The sequence below is a fragment of the Ottowia thiooxydans genome (assembly GCF_040548795.1).
Lineage (GTDB): Bacteria > Pseudomonadota > Gammaproteobacteria > Burkholderiales > Burkholderiaceae_C > Ottowia > Ottowia thiooxydans_A.
Genome location: NZ_JBEPSH010000002.1, coordinates 338,681 through 354,627, shown reverse-complemented (window position 1 = coordinate 354,627; position 15,947 = coordinate 338,681). Strand labels below are relative to the sequence as shown.

Here is a 15,947-nt window from a genome sequence, read left to right as displayed (position 1 = left end):
AACAGCAACTTAAAGACTGACCATGTCACAGAAAATTTTGATCACCGGCGCCAGCTCTGGCTTTGGCCGCGGCGCGGCTATTGAGCTTGCGCGCCTTGGCCACGAGGTGGTGGCGACTGCCGAAACCTGGCCGCAAGTTCGTAGTCTCCGTGCCGACGCTGCTGCTGCAGGCGTCTCGTTGGAGGTGATCAAACTGAACCTGCTCGACAAGATCGACATTGCCCGCGCGGGGTCTTTCGACCCGGACGTACTGGTGCTCAATGCCGGTGTTATGGAAGGCGGCTCTGTCGTCGACATTCCCATGCAACGTGTGCGTGAGTCGTTTGACATCAATGTGTTCGGTCATCTGGAGCTGGTTCAAGCCATCGTGCCCAAGATGGTGGCTCGCAAGGCCGGCAAGATTGTGTGGACTTCTTCGATGGGCGGTATTCTGGTGGTGCCATTTCTCGGCGCGTACTGCGCGACAAAGCACGCCATTGAAGCTATCGCAGGCTCCATGAAGGCCGAGCTTGCCCCCTTTGGTGTGAAGGTCGCCACCGTCAACCCAGGCGTCTTCGGCACTGGATTCAACGACACCGGAGCCGAGAGCTACGTGCAGTGGTACAACGCAGCCACTGCGATCGTACCCATGCCGGACTTCAGCGGGAGCCTGGTCGACCAAGCGGACCCGCAGGAAATGATCGACGCTATGGTGGAGATCATTCCCGCTGCAGATCACCTCTACCGCACTATGCGTCCTCTCGCAACGATCGATGCCGCCAAGCAATGGCAAGCCACGGAGTGGTCGCAAAATGCCTAACATCTTGTTAGACAATGCCCACCGAATCGTGGCCCAGGGGCGCGAGGCCGCAGAAAGGGCCGGCCTTAAAGCCGTCTTCGCGATCCTCGACACAGGAGCCAACCTTGTGGCCTTTTCGAGAATGGACGGGGCGTGGCTGGCCTCCAATGAGCTGGCCATCGCGAAGGCTCGCGCATCGGTGATGTTTCAGTTGCCTAGCGAATCGCTGAACTCACCGTTGCAGATCGGACAATCGCTCGCTCATTTCGACCACATTCACTCGGGCGGTCTGTTGTTGATGGGCGGTGGAATACCGCTGTTTGGAGAGGACGGCGCGTTGACCGGCGGGCTGGGCGTGTCGGGTGGAACCCCAGACGAGGACGCTGCTCTTGCTCGTGCAGCGATCAACTGAAATAGAGTGGGCTCTGCCTCACTTCTCCAAAGGTTCAACGTGGTTTATTCTCCAGGCTGCACGCTCCGGATGTAACGTCAGAACGTGGTGAGCAGACTGGGAAAGGTGCTGTTTTCCCAAGTCGCAAGCCTGAAGTGCGAGTTTCATGGAATGGGGAGCGCGCCAACCAAGGAATCGAACTACGCATATGGAAAAAAATGAACAACTTCTCGACATTCTGAAACGTCGTTTTGAGGCCCATTCTCAGCGCCATCTAAAGGTGAAATGGGACAGTGTCCTGAACCGTCTCAAATCGCGACCCGCCAGTCTAAAGACGCTTTGGGAGATGGAGCAGTCGGGCGGTGAGCCAGATGTCGTGGGCGGCGCAGCGCAAGATGGCAGCTATCGGTTCTTTGATTGCGCGACTGAAAGCCCCTCAGGCCGCAGAAGCCTCTGTTATGACGCAAGCGCACTGGCTGCTCGCAAGGAAAACAAGCCAGCAGGCAGTGCCGTGGAGATGGCCGAGTCGATCGGAGCCTCTCTATTGACTGAGGAGGACTACCATGAGCTCCAGCAGTTTGGAGAGTTCGACTTGAAGACTTCAAGTTGGCTGGCGACTCCGGCGGAACTGCGCAAGAAGGGTGGAGCGCTTTTCGGTGACTTCCGTTACGGGCGCGTCTTCATCTATCACAACGGAGTTCAGTCGTACTACGCTGCGCGCGGCTTTCGGTTGGTGGTTAGCGTTTGAATGGTGGTGAAGAGGAGCCTTGAAATAGTTTGGAAATGATTGGATGAAAGCTCTATTAGCTTGCACTCAAAGCGTTAAGCTGAACAGAGTTCATGTCCGGCCAAACATGCTGCGCCGCATTCAGAAATGCAAGGATGAGTGGGTCACCGCTGCGGCTTGACAGGTGAGCGAGCGTCAGCGGCATCTGATCTGGTTCGATGGAAGACAGGGCCAGGTAACCCTCGGCCTTTCCCTGCAGGGCGAACTCTTCGCGCATGAGCATGAGACCCACCCCTTCACGCATCATGGCGTGGGCGAGCGTTGCGTTATTGAAATGAATCACGGCGTTGATCTTCAGCCCACGTGCGGCAAAGATGCGATCCTGAATAATCGCGCCCGACATGTCGCTGCTGGAGGGCGCGATCCAAGGCAAGTCAGCCAGCTCGGCCAGGTCTGATGCCCCCTCAATCACGTCTTTCCAGGCTATAGGACCAGCGATCCTGAAGCGAACGTCCTGCAGCAGGTGGTAGTGAAAATCCGGGTTGGTGGGCTGTGCCAGACATACGCCTACATCCAGCTCTCCGTTTTCCAGACCTTGTTGGACCCCGGAAGAGGGCCTGGCATCCAGATGCAGGTCTATCAACGCATGGTCTCGGCGCAGCCTTGCCGCAATTTCCGCGATTCGGGTGGACGAGGGATCTCCGCTGACGCCGATCGACAGACTGCCTTTGACTTCACCCCGCAATTCTCGGGCAAAGGCGGTGAATACGGCAGCTTCGTTCAAAAGAGCCTTCGCCTTGGGGAAAAGGTGCTGGCCTGACTCGGTCAATTCAAGGCGGCGATTGGCGCGGATGAAGAGTTGTGTATCGAGCCGCTCTTCAATCGCCTTGACATGCGCACTGGCCGACGACTGGCTCATATGCAGTCGTTCCGCGCCTCTTGTCAAATGACGCTCCTCCGCTACCACCACAAAAGTGCGAAGCTGCATTAGATCAACCGGTACGGTGCTCATGAAAAATTCTACCCCGGGAAGGGGTTATGAATGCAAAAAAGTCCGATAGATCGGATAAGCAGCATACATTGATCGGAAAATCAGCGTGGACCATACGACGCGGGATAAATACACTGGTTCAAACAGCTTCGGTCTGAGCAGACTTTCATAGCCGCGGGGCCGTGAACGGCGAGTGGAAAGCTGGTGAAGGACCTTATGAATATGCCCCTGACATGGAGAAAAGCTTTGTGAGCAAACTTCTTGAAGAAAAGACTTCCCTGGTGACCGGTGCAGGCTCCGGCATTGGCCGCGCGAGCGCACTGGCATTGGCGCGTGAGGGGGCTGCTGTCTGCGCAGTGGATAGACATATCGAAGCCGCGCAGGAGACGGCAGAGGAAATACGTCGCCTGGGCGGTCGGGCCCACGCCGTCAGGGCGGACGTGGCTGTGGAGCAAGAAGTCAAGGCCATGATTTCTGAAGCCATGGACGAGTTCGGGCGAGTGGATTGCTATTTCAACAATGCGGGGATAGGGACAGTAGAGTCCAACAGCCGCGGCAAGTCGCTCGCGCAACTGGAGCTTGCGGACTGGCAACGAATGATCGATGTCAATCTGACGGGTGTCTTCCTGTGCATGAAATACGAAATTCTTGCGATGGGGGAGAAGGGCGGCAGTATCGTCAACAACGCATCGATCGGTGGCCTGCAGGGCCTCAAGAATGCCGCCGCCTACACGGCAGCGAAGCACGGGGTGATTGGCCTCACAAAAAGTGCAGCCATCGAATATGGGGAAAGTGGCATCCGCGTCAATGCTGTGTGCCCCGGGCACATTTTGACGCCGCTCATCATGAAGTCGTCCAACCTCAACCCCGACCTGGCCCGAATGAATCCCATGAATCGCCTGGGAACGATGGAAGAAATCGCTGAACTGGTGGTTTGGCTGAGCTCCTCGAGGGCATCGTTCAGCAATGGCGCTGTTTTTGTGGCGGATGGGGGGCGCCTGGCTGCTGCCTGACGGTTCGGAAAATCCGCACAAATCCATTCAAAAAACGGCATGGACCTGATGCGCTTGCGGTTCTAGACTGCCAATCTCGCGGCGAGATCGCGTCGACACCGTGTAGATATTGCGCACACAAGAACTAACAGGAGACAAGATGCCAACCAGAAGGATTTTTCTACAGCAGTCCGGAGTATCTGCTCTCGCTTTCCCCGCTATTGCAAAGGCCCAGACCTCAAAGCGGCAGATGACTTTGGTAGTTCCCTATCCGCCGGGAGGCTCCAACGATGTCATTGGACGTGTCGTTGCTCAAGGGCTGGCTGCCCAGTTGGGTGAATCGGTGGTAGTTGAGAACCGGGCAGGTGCCAACGGCACTATCGGGGCGCAATATGTGGCGCAAGCCCCCGCGGATGGCCGGACCCTTTTGTATTCACAGGGTAATCTGCTGATCAACCAGGAATTCATGATGAAAAATGGATTTAAGGTTCTCGAATCCTTGGCTCCTGTCGCCAGAACATGCTTCATACCCAGCATCATCTCTGCGTCTGTCAATTTCCCGGCCAACAACTTGCGTGAGTTGATTGAGCTGGCCAAGAAGTCTCCGGGGAAATATTCATTCGTGTACTACGGTGACTTGGGAATCACTGCATTGACCAGCGCAGCGAAGATCGAGCTTCTGCGCATTCCCTACAAAGGTGGCAGTGCGGTCACTGACGTGATCGCGGGCACGGTGGACCTGATGACCAATTCGTTCACAGCCGGACTTCCTCTGGTTCGAGGCGGGAAACTGAAAATCATGGCAGTCAACGCGGAGAGTCGTTTGGCGGAATTTCCGGAGGTTCCCACTATCAAGGAGGTCTTGCCTGGATACCTCGAGGTCGACTACCAAGGGATCTTTGCACCCAAGAACACGCCACGTACGGAGTTGGCTGCGCTGGAAGAGCAGGTGCTCAAATTATTGGCGAAGCCGGAAATGAAGCAAGCCATCAGTGAGCGAAATGCGGTACCCAACCCTATGCCGTCCAAAGAGCTGGTCGTTTTCATGACGGAAGACCGGGCGCGGATTTCCAAAACCATCGCAGGCGCTGGCATTCAAGCTGAATAGCAATGCAGCCGATTTGAGTGAGATGGAAGTTTTTTGAAATGATTGAAAAGTCTCAGGCTGCCGAAGCAGCCCCAGGTTCAAAGCTGGATGTCGATGCCATCGTCATAGGTGCCGGCTTTGCGGGCTTGCTGGCCATCTACAAGTTAAGGCAAGCCGGATTGACGGTGCAGGCGCTGGAGGCTTCCGACAGTATCGGGGGGGTCTGGAACTGGAACCGTTACCCAGGCGCGAGATGCGACGTTGAAAGCATGCAGTACTCCTATTCGTTTTCAGAGGAGCTGCAGCAAGAGTGGGAGTGGAGTGAGCGCTATGCCACGCAGCCTGAAATCCTGCGTTACATAGAACATGTGGCTGATCGCTTCGATCTGAATCGGCATGTCCAGCTGAACACCAGAGTCGTCTCAGCCACCTACCAAGCGCATGAAAACGCCTGGCAGATTCAAACCCAGTCAGGTCGTGAAATCACGGCTCGGTTTTGCATCATGGCGACGGGCTGCCTGTCTGCCGCCCGAATGCCTGAATTTCCTGGCAAGGAAAAATTCAAGGGCGACATTCTGCATACCGGCCACTGGCCCAAGTCCGGGTATGACTTTTCGGGGAAACATGTGGCGGTCATAGGAACTGGCTCGTCTGGCATTCAGGCTATACCCATGATTGCCAAGACCGCGAAAAGCTTGACAGTGTTGCAACGCACAGCCACCTACAGTGTCCCCGCGAGAAATCGCGTGCTGGATGCAACTGAAAAGCGGGCGTGGAAGGCCAATTACGCTCAGCTGCGAGAGATGGCACGGTACGCGCCGTCGGGAACCCTCTACGAATTTGGTGAGAGGAAAGCAGAAGAGACGCCCCCGCAGGAGCAAACGGCCGAGTTCGAAAAGCGATGGGCCAAGGGCGGCCCGGGCTTTCTACGTGCTTTCAGTGACATCTCGTCCAGTCCCATCGCCAACAAGGCCGCGGGTGATTTCATTCGCGCCAAGATTGCGGAAGTCGTGCAAGATCCTGAGAAACGTAGACTGCTCACGCCCGCAACCACGCTGCCTGTGGGATCAAAAAGAATTTGTGTGGATACGGGTTACTTTGAGACGTTCAATCGCGACAACGTAGATCTCATTGACATCCGCAATGACCCGATCAAGGGCATTGAAGAGAATGGCCTCTCCACGCAGAACAGAAAGTTCGACCTGGATTGCATTGTCTTTGCCATTGGCTTCGACGTGATTGTGGGCTCGCTGATGAAAATTGGCATCAAGGGGCGGGACGGAAGAACACTCAAGGAGAAGTGGAAAAACGGGCCTGGCACCTATCTGGGCCTGATGGTGGCGGGATTTCCCAATCTTTTTCTGGTGACCGGGCCGGGCAGCCCGTCCGTGTTGACCAACATGATGGTGTCCATCGAGCAGCACATCGAATGGATCACGTCTTGCCTCCAGACCATGCGGCAGCAAGGAAATAACTACATAGAGCCCGACGAAGCGGCAGAGTCCAAGTGGATGGATGATGCCAATAGCCTGGCCGAGACCATGCCATTTCTGCGTGCCAATTCCTGGTACATGGCGTCACCTGAAAGCGGATCGTCGCCCCGAAGATTCATGCTCTATTCCGGAGGTGTCGGTACCTATCGTGAGATCTGCGATCGAGTTGCCGAGAAAAACTACCCCGGTTTCAATATCTGCGCGCGGCATACCGTTTTTGATGTCGCCACTGACCTGTCTTGAGCACGGACATGAACCTTATGAATACTGACTCATTCGTGGGAAAACACGTTCTGATCACAGGCTCGGTCGGTGGTATCGGACACGCGACTGCCGAAAGGTTTGATGCGCTTGGCGCCACCCTTGTCCTGATGGATCAGGATGAACAAGGGCTGAAGAAGCAAGCGCAAGCCTTCAGCAAGCCTGCTGCCTACTACGCCTTCGACATTGCAGACGAGAATCGTCTGGATGCCGCTTTTGCTGACATTCACACCAGATTCGGTCACTTGGACGCCGCGTTTCTGAACGCTGGAATTGTGGGCAAGGTCTCGCACATCGTGGATCAGGCCCTGGATGCTTTTGATCGGGTGATGGCGGTCAATCTCAGGAGTGTGTTCGTTTGCCTGAAGCATTCCATGCGCATCATGCAGGCTGGTTCTGGGGGTTCCATCGTGATCACCTCATCGACTGGCGGGGTGCGGGGGAGTGTCGGCTTGTCGCCCTATGTGGCGAGCAAGCATGCCGTCATCGGCTTGATGAAAAGTGCCGCCTTGGAAGGCGCCAGACACGGGATTCGCGTGAACACCGTGAACCCGGGAACGATAGAAACAGCCATGATCCGGGAAATTGAAGCCAACTCCGGCGTGGCTTCAGACATACGGGCGAGAAACGTCTCGGGCATTCCGCTCAAGCGATATGGCTCTCCTGCCGAGGTCGCTCAGTTAGTGACTTTTCTGGCCAGTGACCAAGCGTCCTTCATCACTGGGGCCAGCTATCTGATTGATGGCGGTGTGATGGCCGGTAGAAGTCCATGAGTGGGTTGTTGAACTTGGTTTTTCCATCCATTCAAGCTCATTCAAGCTCATTCAAGATGAAAATCGATCCACTAGCCACGGGCATTCAGCAGGTCTGCATGGTCGTAGAGAACTGCGATGAAACCATCAGGAATTTTGTCGAAAAGTCCGGAATTGGTCCCTGGGCGGTATGGACCTACGGCCCGCACAATTTGAGCAATATGCGGGTCAGAGGGGTCGAGACGCCCTACAGCATGCGTTTGGCCATTGCGTGGACCAAAGGCTTTCGCTGGGAAATCATCCAGCCGCTGGAAGGTCGGTCCATCTACCGGGAATTCCTGGAGGAACACGGCGAAGGAGTTCATCACGTTCTCATCGACTACGATGGCCGCGACTTCGATGCGGCAGTGGAAGAATTCCGAAAAAGAGGTTGTCCTCCGCTGATGGAAGGAAGAATGACCGAGCGGGATATCGACTTCGTCTACGTGCAAACAGATGGTCCGCTGAAGGTGGTCATGGAACTCAGCCGTCGTGGGCCGGGGTCAAAAAGACTCCCGCCGGACTATTGGTACCCTTATGCCTTGCCGGAATTCCCGTCTGAACCTGTCCGGCGCCTCGATGCAGGCTCTGCGCCTTCATAAAGTCCTACAGGAGAGCTGCACTGGAAACGTTCCCCCGTTTTCCCTTATCCTCACACAGGATTTTGCAGTACTCCCTAAGGAGGATTTATGAAAATTGCGGTTCTCGACGACTATCAAAGTGCAGTCTCCAGGCTGGAGTGCCATCAGTTGCTGGCAGGTCATGAGGTTCATGTTCTGACGCAATCGCTGAACGACGAGGCCCTCGTTGAAGCCTTGCGTGGCTTCGACGCCGTTGTGCTTATTCGCGAGCGAACCAGTTTTTCCGCAGAGCTTCTCAGAAAACTTCCTGATCTGAAGCTTATCTCCCAAACAGGCAAGGTCAGTGGCCATATAGATGTGGCCGCCGCTACGAGCTTGGGCATCACGATAGTCGAAGGTGTGGGGGATCCAACCGCTCCTGCCGAGCTGACGTGGGCCCTGATCATGGCGGCCTACCGCCGGATTCCGCAGTACGCAGCGCAGATGAAGGCAGGTCGCTGGCAGCGCTCGTCCGATGAGTCTCAGTACGACGGAATTGGCCGGACACTCAAGGGCGACACCTTGGGTATCTGGGGCTACGGGAAGATCGGCCGTTTGATTGCCCACTATGGCAAAGCATTTGGCATGAATGTTCTTGTCTGGGGGCGTGAGGCGAGCAGAGCGCAAGCCCAGCAGGACGGCCACCAAGCCGCTGATACCAAGGAACATTTCTTTGCGCAAGCGGATGTGTTGACGCTGCACCTTCGCTTGAACGATGCCACCAGAGGCATTGTCAGCGCGGCTGACCTCGCGTTGATGAAGCCTACCTCCTTGCTGGTGAACACCAGTCGGGCCGAATTGCTCGAGACTGGGGCAATTCAGCGAGCCCTCGCTGCCGGCCGGCCGGGTGGTGCAGCCCTTGACGTCTTCGAGACAGAACCCGCGAGCACCGACGAGTTGGGCTTGATGGCCGACAACGTGGTGGCGACTCCCCATCTTGGCTACGTCGAACAAAAAGGCTATGAGCTTTACTTTGGCTCAGCATTTCAAAACGTGGTGGACTTTTTTGCAGGCCATCCCAAGAATGTCCTGAATCCGCAGACGCTCTAGCCTTTAGTTTCGGCCGTGGGGTTACTTTGGCTGGCGCGAGTGTTCGCGGTAATCGGACGGTGCAACTCCGAACCTGCGCTTGAACAGATGATTGAAGTGGGAGATGTCGTTGAATCCGTTGCTGTAGGCGATTTGAGAGATCGAAACGCCTTCTGCACCTGCCAGCTGAGATTCGACCGAGCTCAGCCTCTGGTCAAGGATGAACTGCGTGAAGCTCGTATTCATGCCCTGCAGTAGCTGCTGCACCAGGCGCCGCGACATATTGAGCTGCGCGGCCGCCTGGTCCAGAGAGATCGCCGGATCACAAGCATGTTTGCGTAGATAGCGGACCAAGGCCTGGCGTCTGAGCTCCCGGGCATCGCAGGGGGCATCTGTGCGGCCGAAGGTTACCTTCAGCAAATTGCAGACGTTTTCCACAAGGGCTTCTACGTCTGAGGGAACCAGGGTGGTGGCTTCCCGTGAGAGCTCGCTGAGATAGGAAAAAAGGGTAGGAGCGAACGGACCAGAAGGTTGAAAAACCTGCAGGTGAGATGTCAGCAACTGCGGCATTCTTAGCTCAAGCGTTCTAGCTGGCAGTCTGGCCACGATGCGCCTGACCTCCACGGGGAAGGTCACACTCGTCGCTTGCCGGGCATCCACAATGGCGACGCTGCCCGCCGATTGAACCAGCCGCTGTCTACCATGCTCTATATGCGCTTCACCTTCGATCTGCCAACTGACGAGATAGCTTGGATCACCAGGGTCTGACAGTTGGGCCCGGCCCCAGCGCACTCGGTGCGGTTGGCTCCAGAAAAGGCCGCAAGACATGATGTCGTGCTTTCTAACGGTCATTTCTGCAGAGAAAGAGTCCAGAACGGTTCCGGAAACCTCCACTGTGTGAATCATCTTGCTGCAAATGGATCGCCACGAATCAGGGCGTTCTCGCTTGCCCAGCGCCCCCATGTCGACTTTCACTATTTCCACTGCACGCCTCCGATGCATCAACCTTTGACCAATCTACGCCAGATTGAGGTATACCGCAGGCGCGTGAACCTGTCCACAGGGCAATCCTGGGAGGAGGTCGGGCTTTCAGGGGGCAGGCGCGAGTGTGAAGGGCGCGATCTCCAACCCTTGGTAGCCCAGTTCGGCGGCCAGCATGCACTGCCGCTCGAAGGACAAGTGGGCCAGCACTTCGTTGCAAAGCGCGAGAGTCATGAAGTCCAGGCAACCGGGCGCACCTGCCGCCAGGGGCGTGCACACTCGAATCCGTGTGCGGCTTGCAGCACGAGCAGGTCGGCATACGCCGGACCCACTATCTGCAAACCTACAGGCAGACCTGAGCGGGTAAAGCCACAGGGGACGCTGGCTGCAGGCTGCCGGGAGAAATTGAACGGCGGCGTGAAGGGGTACCACTCGGAGGAGTCGGCGTATCCGGCCGGCTGGGTCAGCTCGGCTGAGAACGGTGCGACGGCCACTGTCGGCGTGAGCAGCAGATCGTAGGTTTGGTGAAAGGCGTTCATTCGAGCGCCGAAAGCCGCACGCTGCGATTCAACCGCGAGGTGATCCGTCACCGACACCGATTTCCGGCTGTGGCGGATGGAGCTTGCGAGGCGTTCGTCCATCAGCGCCAGGCGATCTTCATCAAAGGACTGGAATGCGAAATGCGTCAGGCCGTCCTTAAAGCGTTCGATCAGGGGCAGTGGGTTATCAAACACGGCGTCCACCATGGTCACCTGCGCCCCCATCTCACGGAAAACTGCAGCTGCTTGCTCACACAGCGCCTGAACTTCCGGGTCCACACGAGCGTAGCCCAGTGTCGGGCTCCAGGCGATCCTAAGCCCGTCGAAGCTGCGCTCCAGCGAGGCGTGGTAGGGCACCGGGTCGAGTGGCAATGCCCCCCAGTCGCGCGGATCGGGTTCACTGATCACAGTCAACATCAGTGCGGCGTCTTGCACTGTACGGCTCATCGGGCCGATACTGGCCAAGCTCGCGTAGGGTGTTGGAGGGTAGGCGGGTACACGGCCTCCGCTTGGCTTGAAGCCGAAAATTCCACAGAAGCTGGACGGGACCCGGATCGAGCCTCCTGCATCGGTGGCCACCGCCAGCGGGCCGATGCCGGCTGCCACAGCCGCTCCTGCGCCGCCGCTGCTTCCACCTGGCGTGTAGTCTGAGCCCCAGGGGCTGCGCGTTACGCCGGTCAGCGGGCTGCGCGTCACTGCGCCCACAGCAAACTCAGGCGTGGTCGTCTTGCCGAAAATCACGGCGCCATGTTCGCGCAGCCGCGCGACCGAGGGGGCGTCGTCCAGCCAGGCTTGGGCTGGCGATATGGTGCGCGAGCCACGCAGCGTAGGCCAGTGTTTCGTGAGCACGATGTCCTTGATGGAGACCGGAACGCCATCGAGCAGGCCCATGGGTTCGTTGCGTTGCCATCGCTGTTCGGAGGCTGCTGCGGCTTCTAGGGCCGCAGGCGCATCCAGCAAGCAGAAGGCATTTAGCGAGGTCTGTGAGCGCTCTGCGCGAGCCAACACACAACGCGTCACGTCGACGGGCGACAGCGTATGGGAGCGGTACAGGCCTAGCAGTTCGGTCGCAGACAGCCAGGGTATGCGGGCGTCATCGATGGCACTGAAATCATCGGACATGGGATTCCTTCAGGATATCGGGCCAACGAGAAGGAGGGGATGGTGGGAGGCTCTCCCAATCTGGCTCGGCGGCGCAGGCAAAGCCAGGGCCGTCTAGCGAGCCTAGCTGTACCCCGCCTTCATTCAGGATCAATCGTGCGATGCGCTCACCATCGGGCAAAGTGTCGAGCCGGTAAAGATCAGGATGGGCTTGCACGAAGCGGCGTTGTTCCGCTTCAGGGCGGCCACGCATGCCGTCCACAAAGTGGTGGGCATTTTTCTCTACATGGACTAAACCCAATAAGCTCACCAGCGCCAGGTCCTGTTGCAGGGAAATGCCTGGCAGTGTGGTCAAGTCTTCGGCCGACATGAACAGCTTGCCTTGTGGATTGGACGCGTTGCGCACCTCACAGCGAGCCCGATTGATGAGCGATTTGTACAGTCCTTTGCAGATCTTGCTGGAGACTCCACGATAGCCCAATGCAATAGCCGTCGGAAACGCCTGAATATCTACATCGGATTCGTCAATGATCACAGGGCATATCGCATCGATGGCCTTCACACTTGCCTGCAGGGCCACATGTCGGGCAAGCGGCTGCTCAATCCAGAGCAGTGATTGGAAAAAGCGACGCAGACGAGGTGCCTTGGACATGGTGGCCAAGAATTCCATCAAGGGTTCGACGGCTTGGAACTGCTCGTTGCCGTCGAGCGTCACGTGATAGGCATGAGGCAAGGTGTCAAGCACCGAAGCGATGGCCTCGAGCCGCTCCAGGTCTGGGCCCAGTCGGCCGCCGACCTTGATCTTGAAATAGCGCTGTCGGTAAACGGCAACCACCTCTTCCAAGGTCTCGGGAAGGCCGTCGTTTACCGCGCTGCCCGGAGCTTGATCCAGGGGCGTGATTGCATCAACCAGTCCCACCGTGTGACGCAGAAGAAGCTCGCGCTGTGGGGAGAGAGTACCCAGAAAATGACCGAGATCAATACCCTGTAAGTCCGGCGTCCACTGCGTGGTCTGCATGCCCACCAGATTGCCTTGCATCAACGCACTGAATGGCATCCCCCGCAACTTACCCAATGCGTCGATCACGCAGCGGTCCAGTAGCGCAGCACCAAAACCCGCGATCAGAGGACCCAGCGAGTGGCGATGCGCTTCCTCGATCAGGTTGCCATAGGCCACCATGGCATGGCCAAACGCCGTGTTCTCGTCCTGGGAGGTGTAGTGCCGAACCGCGGCCTCGATGGACCACCGCAGCTGGTCGTAGTTGTCGTCATCGGAGAGGCTGGGATTCTTGTCGAACCACTTCGCGCTCAAGCATTCGGCCGCGCAACCCCAGGCGCTGGGCCCGCCACCGATAGAAACCCGGGCGCGTAGCACCACTTGCCGGCCATGGGTCTTGGTGACGTTGCCGAAGCGGAAGGGCAAGCGCAGGCGGTATGGCCACTCCCGTACCTCTACCTCGTGAACACGCAGCCGGTTTTCAGTGGTCATGTGAGTTTCCTTGGAGCTTGGTGTTGTCTTGTCAAAATTCAACCAAACGTTTTTTTGTATCGGCACTGGCGGCATAATCGCCGTGCATGGCAACCCAACGCAACGTCAAACGCGAACCGTCCGCTCGGCGCACGGTCGACTCCAGCAAGGCCGATGCCGATCCGGCGTCGGCCAAGAACGCGATCCTCGCCGCGGCGCGGCAGGAGTTCTCGAGCAAGGGCGCTGCTGGCGCCCGGGTCAACGAGATTGCGGAACGTTCCGGAGTCAACAAGCAGCTGATCTACTACTATTTCGGCAATAAGGAAGGCCTGTACGCCGCCGCTCTGGAAGCGGTGTACGGCGACATTCGTGAGCTGGAGAAAAACCTGCATCTCGAGGAAGAGGAACCCGAGGCGGCCATGCGCTCCCTGGTGTCGTTTTCGTTCGACTACCTGGCCTTGCACCCCGAATTCATCGGCATGCTCAACCATGAGAACGCCATCGGCGCGCAACACATCCAGGCTTCCAAGACCATTCAGGGTATGAACTCGCCGTTGATCGAGTTGATCCGCCAGGCGCTCAAGCGCGGTGTGGCCCAGCAGAAGTTTCGCCGGGGGATCGATCCCTTGAACCTCTACATTTCCATCGCCGGAATGTCCTATTTCTTTTTCTCGAACCGCGCCACCCTGTCTTCGAATTTCGGGCGCAATCTCTCGAGCAAGGAGGTCGAGGAGGCTTACCGCAAGCACGTGGTGGAATTTGCCCTCGCCGGCCTGAGGCCCTGAAGAATTCGGCACCGCGCTCTGGCCGATCATTACGACACCGTTTGCGGCATGGTTTCCAGGTTCTTCTGGGTCAAGTCGTTGTAGAGTTCGAGCGTCATGCGTCCCAGCTCGGGAGAGACTCGCGTGGCAACCGTGCGCGGGCGAGGCAGTTGTACGGGCTTGATGGACGCCACACGGCCTGGGCGTGGGGACATCACTACAACCCGGTCAGACAGGAAGCATGCTTCGGGAATGGAGTGCGTCACGAAGATCACAGTCTTGCGCTCCGCTCCTTCGCTGATGCGCTGCTCACCCCAGATACGCAGCAACTCCAGGTTCATCTCGTCGCGCGTCATGGCGTCCAACGCGCCAAAGGGCTCGTCCATTAGCAAAATGGGTGGGTCCAGAATCAAGGCCCGGCACAGCGAGGCTCTTTGTTGCATGCCACCAGAGAGCTCTCCAGGGCGCTTCTTGGCGAAGTCGCCGAGGCCAACGAGTTTGAGCAGATCGTGCGCGCGGTCGCGGAAATCGGCCGGTTTCAGGCCATACAACTCGGTGGGCAGCAGGACGTTGTCCAGCACAGTGCGCCACTTCAACATGATGGCGGTCTGGAACACCATGCCGACCTTCGGAATCGGTTTGACTACAGGGGCGCCGTCTACGACGATGCGTCCGCCCGTGACTGGCCGCAGCCCCGCGATGCACCGCAAAAGTGTGGACTTGCCACACCCGCTGGGCCCCACCAGCGAAACAAACTCCCCCCGGTTGATCGACAGGTTGATGCCACGCAGGGCTTCCACAGGACCGCTTTCAGCCTGGTAGACCATGTGGACGTCATCTATCTCGATGAAGGGGGACGGGGGGCTCGTATGGTTCATTTGACGGGAAGTGGCAGCGCAACTTTGGGCAGGAGCTTGTTGGTGTAGACCGTGGTGCAATCGACTTTACGGGCTAGCCCCATATAGGTGTTGGCGGTCTCGGTGGATTCGCACATTTTCTTCTCGTCGATCCAGCCCAACCCATGGTCCTTATAGCGCTGGGTGCGCATGAGTTCGATGCCCATAGCCGTGTTGCGACGGACAAAATCTACATCGATCTCGGGCACGCGCTTCTTGTAGATCGCCAGCGAAGGTTCGCGGTCGACCATGACATCGCTCCAACCCTGGTATGCAGCTTGCAGAAATTTTCGGATGATCTCTGGTCGTTCGGCCAGCGTTTTCTCGCTCACCACGAAGGCCATGCTGTACATGTTGTACCCAAACTTTGCCCACGGCATTTCAACGACTTCACCGGCGCCCATGGCTTTCTCGAAGTTTGGCTGGCCAGTGATGAGATCGGCCACTCCATCTACGCGTTTCGTAGCCAATGCCGCCACCTTGGCAGTGGGTTCGATATTGATCCAGGTCACCGAGGCAGGATCGATGCCGTTCTTGCGTGCGAATGCGGGCCACGCCATGCGCTGGCTATCGCCAGGGGGGGCGCCAATCGATTTGCCCACCATGTCTTTCGGTTCGCGCATGGGTGCGTCCTTGCGGCTGAAGACGTTCTGTGGCGTCTCATCGAAGATCATGCCTACGATCTTCACCTTGGCGCCGCGTGCAATAGCCGCCAGCACCACGGAGGTGTCGGCGATCGCTATATCAGCTCGATCGGTGTCGGCTTTGGCCACCGCGTCACCCGAGCCTTTGGAGTTCTCGATGGAAACAACCAGGCCGTTCTTGTCGAAGTAGCCTTTGTCCTGCGCCACATAGTATGGGCCGTGGTCACCGGTAGGGAACCAGTTGATCGCGAGCTTGATCGGTGTCTTGGCCGGCTGCGCCGTGACTGAAGTGCCTATCAAGGGCAAAAGGGAGGAAAGGGCTAGCGCTAGCCAACGCATCGTGAACCGGGGTTTGACATGGTCTTTCAAGAGAGCTCCTTCGGGGTGGGTATGG

The 15,947-nt window shown here is 57.6% G+C and carries 17 protein-coding genes; 10 read left to right on the top strand and 7 right to left on the bottom strand.

Translation table 11 applies throughout. From position 1 onward, the window contains the following. Positions 1-22: 22 nt before the first annotated feature. The 3 genes from ABIE13_RS05235 to ABIE13_RS05225 all read left to right on the top strand — a co-directional run bounded on the left by ABIE13_RS05235 (position 23) and on the right by ABIE13_RS05225 (position 1,917). Positions 23-799: an SDR family oxidoreductase gene (locus ABIE13_RS05235; protein WP_354441783.1), complete on the top strand. Its 777-nt coding sequence runs from the start codon at positions 23-25 to the stop codon at positions 797-799. Continuing rightward, a complete protein-coding gene (locus ABIE13_RS05230) occupies positions 792-1,190 on the top strand; it encodes a GlcG/HbpS family heme-binding protein (RefSeq protein WP_354441782.1) in 399 nt (132 codons plus the stop codon). The genes ABIE13_RS05235 and ABIE13_RS05230 overlap by 8 nt, the downstream gene beginning before the upstream one ends. A 187-nt stretch (positions 1,191-1,377) precedes the next feature. Further along, positions 1,378-1,917: a DUF4256 domain-containing protein gene (locus tag ABIE13_RS05225; protein WP_354441780.1), complete on the top strand. Its 540-nt coding sequence runs from the start codon at positions 1,378-1,380 to the stop codon at positions 1,915-1,917. A 55-nt stretch (positions 1,918-1,972) separates the two neighbouring features. Here the strand turns inward: ABIE13_RS05225 and ABIE13_RS05220 are convergent, their stop codons facing one another. Further along, entirely contained in the window at positions 1,973-2,908 is a 936-nt protein-coding gene (locus ABIE13_RS05220) for a LysR family transcriptional regulator (protein ID WP_354441778.1), read from the bottom strand. A gap of 227 nt (positions 2,909-3,135) precedes the next feature. On the opposite strand from ABIE13_RS05220, the gene ABIE13_RS05215 reads away from it, so the two are divergent. The 6 genes from ABIE13_RS05215 (at position 3,136) to ABIE13_RS05190 (ending at position 9,181) form a co-directional block, all read left to right on the top strand. After that, positions 3,136-3,900 carry an SDR family NAD(P)-dependent oxidoreductase gene (locus tag ABIE13_RS05215; RefSeq protein ID WP_354441776.1) on the top strand — a complete coding sequence of 255 codons (765 nt, stop codon included), beginning with the start codon at positions 3,136-3,138 and terminating at the stop codon, positions 3,898-3,900. Between the two features lie 229 nt (positions 3,901-4,129). Then, a complete protein-coding gene (locus tag ABIE13_RS05210; protein ID WP_354441775.1) occupies positions 4,130-4,987 on the top strand; it encodes a tripartite tricarboxylate transporter substrate binding protein in 858 nt (285 codons plus the stop codon). A gap of 38 nt (positions 4,988-5,025) precedes the next feature. Next, positions 5,026-6,702, top strand: coding sequence for a flavin-containing monooxygenase (locus tag ABIE13_RS05205; protein WP_354441774.1), 1,677 nt, complete (start codon positions 5,026-5,028; stop codon positions 6,700-6,702). A gap of 17 nt (positions 6,703-6,719) precedes the next feature. Further along, the gene (locus ABIE13_RS05200; RefSeq protein ID WP_354441773.1) at positions 6,720-7,493 is read left to right on the top strand and encodes an SDR family NAD(P)-dependent oxidoreductase; all 774 of its coding nucleotides are present in this window, start codon (positions 6,720-6,722) and stop codon (positions 7,491-7,493) included. A 56-nt stretch (positions 7,494-7,549) separates the two neighbouring features. Further along, entirely contained in the window at positions 7,550-8,113 is a 564-nt protein-coding gene (locus ABIE13_RS05195; protein WP_354441772.1) for a VOC family protein, read from the top strand. A gap of 87 nt (positions 8,114-8,200) precedes the next feature. Further along, positions 8,201-9,181 carry a D-2-hydroxyacid dehydrogenase family protein gene (locus ABIE13_RS05190; RefSeq protein WP_354441770.1) on the top strand — a complete coding sequence of 327 codons (981 nt, stop codon included), beginning with the start codon at positions 8,201-8,203 and terminating at the stop codon, positions 9,179-9,181. A gap of 21 nt (positions 9,182-9,202) precedes the next feature. Here ABIE13_RS05190 and ABIE13_RS05185 read toward each other — a convergent pair whose 3' ends face one another. From ABIE13_RS05185 to ABIE13_RS05170, 4 genes are all read right to left on the bottom strand, one after another. Then, entirely contained in the window at positions 9,203-10,144 is a 942-nt protein-coding gene (locus ABIE13_RS05185; RefSeq protein ID WP_354441768.1) for an AraC family transcriptional regulator, read from the bottom strand. Positions 10,145-10,249: 105 nt separating this feature from the next. Beyond that, positions 10,250-10,375, bottom strand: coding sequence for a hypothetical protein (locus ABIE13_RS05180; RefSeq protein WP_354441767.1), 126 nt, complete (start codon positions 10,373-10,375; stop codon positions 10,250-10,252). Continuing rightward, a complete protein-coding gene (locus tag ABIE13_RS05175; protein ID WP_354441766.1) occupies positions 10,372-11,802 on the bottom strand; it encodes an amidase in 1,431 nt (476 codons plus the stop codon). Before ABIE13_RS05175 ends, ABIE13_RS05180 begins: the two co-directional genes overlap by 4 nt. Beyond that, positions 11,792-13,270, bottom strand: coding sequence for an enolase C-terminal domain-like protein (locus ABIE13_RS05170; protein WP_354441765.1), 1,479 nt, complete (start codon positions 13,268-13,270; stop codon positions 11,792-11,794). The genes ABIE13_RS05175 and ABIE13_RS05170 overlap by 11 nt, the downstream gene beginning before the upstream one ends. A gap of 86 nt (positions 13,271-13,356) precedes the next feature. On the opposite strand from ABIE13_RS05170, the gene ABIE13_RS05165 reads away from it, so the two are divergent. Continuing rightward, positions 13,357-14,034: a TetR/AcrR family transcriptional regulator gene (locus ABIE13_RS05165; RefSeq protein ID WP_354441764.1), complete on the top strand. Its 678-nt coding sequence runs from the start codon at positions 13,357-13,359 to the stop codon at positions 14,032-14,034. A gap of 29 nt (positions 14,035-14,063) precedes the next feature. Here the strand turns inward: ABIE13_RS05165 and ABIE13_RS05160 are convergent, their stop codons facing one another. Next, positions 14,064-14,891, bottom strand: a complete 828-nt coding sequence (locus ABIE13_RS05160) for an ABC transporter ATP-binding protein (RefSeq protein WP_354441763.1) — start codon at positions 14,889-14,891, stop codon at positions 14,064-14,066. Then, on the bottom strand, positions 14,888-15,922 hold the full coding sequence (locus tag ABIE13_RS05155) for an ABC transporter substrate-binding protein (protein WP_354441761.1): 1,035 nt from the start codon (positions 15,920-15,922) through the stop codon (positions 14,888-14,890). Before ABIE13_RS05155 ends, ABIE13_RS05160 begins: the two co-directional genes overlap by 4 nt. Between the last annotated feature and the right edge of the window lie 25 nt (positions 15,923-15,947).